This window comes from Microbacterium sp. HMWF026 (genome assembly GCF_003061325.1).
Lineage (GTDB): Bacteria > Actinomycetota > Actinomycetes > Actinomycetales > Microbacteriaceae > Microbacterium > Microbacterium testaceum_E.
Genome location: NZ_QAJB01000302.1, coordinates 1 through 2,830 on the forward strand (window position 1 = coordinate 1; position 2,830 = coordinate 2,830).

A 2,830-nucleotide genomic window follows, 5' to 3' on the forward strand; every position below is an offset into this window, starting at 1 on the left:
CCCGCGGGGGCGACCGGCGACGGCATCGCCGCCGCGATCCGCGCGGGAGCGGCCGTGGCCGACCTCGAGTTCGTGCAGTTCCACCCGACCGCCCTCGCGGTCGGCGCGCCGTTCCTCGTGTCCGAGGCCGTCCGCGGCGAGGGGGCGATCCTCATCGACGACACCGGGCGCCGCTTCGCCTTCGACGCCCACCCCGACGGCGAACTCGCCCCGCGCGACGTCGTGGCCCGGGCCAACGCGCGCGCCATGGCCCGGCAGCACGGTCACCCCGTCCGCCTGGATGCCACCGCCCTCGGCGCCGCACGCCTGGCCCGGCGCTTCCCCACGATCGACGCCGCCGTGCGCGAGCGCGGGCTGGACTGGGCGCGCGAGCCCATCCCGGTGACCCCCGCGGCCCACTACCTGATGGGCGGGGTCGTCACCGACCTCGACGGACGCACGACGGTGCCCGGCCTGTACGCGGTCGGCGAGACGGCCCGCACCGGGGTGCACGGCGCCAATCGCCTGGCATCCAACTCCCTCCTCGAGGGAGCCGTGTTCGGTGCTCGCGCCGGAGACGCCGTCGCGACGGACCGCCCGTGGCACGCGCCGGCCGTCGCGCCCGCGCGACCGCTACCGATCGCGGTCGCCGACGACGCGCCCGCCTTCTCGCGCGCCGTTCTGCAGCGCCTGCTGTGGAACCACGCGGGGCTGGAACGCGACGCCGCCGGACTCGACCGCGCGGCCTCGATCCTCGCCGCGTGGCGCGCGCAGCACCTCGCCCTCCCGATCGAGGACGAGAATCTGCTGCTCCTCGCCACCCATGTCGTCGATGCGGCGCGGATGCGCACGACCTCGGTGGGCGCGCACTTCCGCACTGATGCCCTCGTCCCGGCCGCGGACGCGGCATCCCTCACCTCATCTCCGGAGGCCCTCGCATGCTGACCCGCGCCGCCATCGACCGCGTCGTCACCGCCGCCCTCGACGAGGACGCCCCCTGGGGCGACCTGACGAGCGAGACGCTCATCCCCGAGAACGCGACCGCCCGTGCCGAGCTCGTCGCGCGCGTCGAGGGCGTCTTCAGCGGAGCCGCGGTCTTCGCCGCCGCCTTCACCCTCACCGACCCATCGATCGCGGTCGAGCAGCGCGTCGCCGACGGCCACCGCTTCGCGCCCGGCGACACCCTCGCCGTCGTGACCGGCCCCGCCCGCGCGGTGCTGACCGCCGAGCGGATCGGCCTGAACTTCGTGCAGCGCATGTCGGGCATCGCGACCCTCACCAGCCGCTACGTCGCCGAGGTCGCCCACACCGGAGCGCGCATCGCCGACACCCGCAAGACCACCCCGGGCCTGCGCGCGATCGAACGGCAGGCCGTGCGCGACGGCGGCGGCCACAACCACCGGTTCTCGCTGTCGGACGCCGTGATGGCAAAGGACAATCACCTCGCCGTCCTCACCCAGAACGGCCTGTCGGTCACGCAGGCACTCGAGAGCGCGATCGCGCGGCTGCCGCACACGACGCACGTCGAGGTCGAGGTCGACCGCCTCGAGCAGATCGACGCCGTGCTCGCGGCGGGGGTGGGCACGATCATGCTCGACAACTTCTCGCTCGACGACCTGCGCACCGGCGTCGCCCGCATCGCCGGTGCCGCACAGGTCGAAGCCTCGGGCGGCGTCACGCTCGAGACTGTCCGGGAGATCGCCGAGACCGGCGTCGACGTCATCTCGGTGGGCGCGCTGACGCACTCCGTGTCGTCGCTGGACCTCGGGCTCGACATCCGCATCGAGACGACGTGAGCCTGTACCTCGACAACGCCGCCACCACCCCCGTGCGCCCCGAGGTGCTCGAGGCGATGGCGCCCTACCTCACGCGCGTCTACGGGAACCCGTCGAGCCATCACGAAGTCGGCGAGGCCGCGGCATCCGCCCTCGACGACGCCCGCGCGCGCGTCGCCGCCGTCCTCGGCATGCGCGCCGGGGACGTCGTGTTCACCTCGGGCGGCACGGAGTCCAACAACGCCGCCATCAAGGGGATCGTGCTCGGCGGACCCCGGCGCCACCTCGTCACGACCGCGATCGAGCACGAGTCCGTCCTGGCCTCGGCCGACTACCTCGAACGCCTGCACGGCGCCACCGTGACGTACGCCCCCGTCGACGCCACCGGCACGCTGACCCCCGACGCCCTCGCCGACAGCCTGCGCGACGACACCGCTCTCGTCTCGATCGGCTATGCCAACAACGAGATCGGCACGATCCAGGATGCCGCCGCCCTCGCCGCCGTCGCTCACGCCCGGGGCGTGCCCCTGCACCTCGACGCGGTGCAGGCCGCCGGGTGGCTGCCCCTGTCGAGGACGGGAGCGGATGCCGTCACCGTCGCCGGACACAAGGTCGGCGCCCCCAAGGGCACCGGCATCCTCGCCGTGCGGGGACGCCTCGCCTTCGAACCGCTCCTGCACGGCGGCGGCCAGGAGCGGGGGCGCCGATCGGGTACCCCGGACGTGGCCGGAGCGGTCGCGATCGCCACGGCCCTCACCCTCGCCGAGGCCGAGCGCGCCGAGGCCGCCGCGCGCGTCGGCGCCCTGTCGGCGGCCTTCATCGCCCGTGTGCTCGCGCGCGTGCCCGGAGCCCGCCTCACCGGACACCCCGAGCGGCGGCTCCCCGGCACGGCGAGCTTCGTCTTCCCCGGCACGAACGGCGAGACCGTCCTGCTCGAACTCGAGCGTCGCGGCGTCGTGTCCTCCAGCGGCTCGGCGTGCGCGGCGGGCAGCGACGAAGCCTCGCACGTGCTGCTGGCGGTGGGCGTGGACCACGACGAGGCCCGCACGGCCGTACGGTTCACGCTGCCGCGGACC

The 2,830-nt window shown here is 74.8% G+C and carries 3 protein-coding genes; all 3 read left to right on the forward strand.

Annotated features, from left to right (window positions below; translation table 11 throughout):
- The coding region (locus DBR36_RS11785; RefSeq protein ID WP_146185337.1) for an FAD-binding protein at positions 1 to 924 on the forward strand (924 nt) is incomplete at its 5' end.
- Positions 918 to 1,775 carry a carboxylating nicotinate-nucleotide diphosphorylase gene (gene nadC / locus DBR36_RS11790; RefSeq protein ID WP_108319608.1) on the forward strand — a complete coding sequence of 286 codons (858 nt, stop codon included), beginning with the start codon at positions 918 to 920 and terminating at the stop codon, positions 1,773 to 1,775. The genes DBR36_RS11785 and nadC, both read left to right, overlap by 7 nt.
- On the forward strand, positions 1,772 to 2,830 hold a 1,059-nt coding region (locus DBR36_RS11795), incomplete at its 3' end, for a cysteine desulfurase family protein (protein WP_108319610.1). The genes nadC and DBR36_RS11795, both read left to right, overlap by 4 nt.

Bases quoted from the DNA above. Each gene is read 5' to 3' on its own strand.
- nadC (WP_108319608.1), top strand. From the start codon at position 918: ATGCTGACCCGCGCCGCCATCGACCGCGTCGTCACCGCCGCCCTCGAC.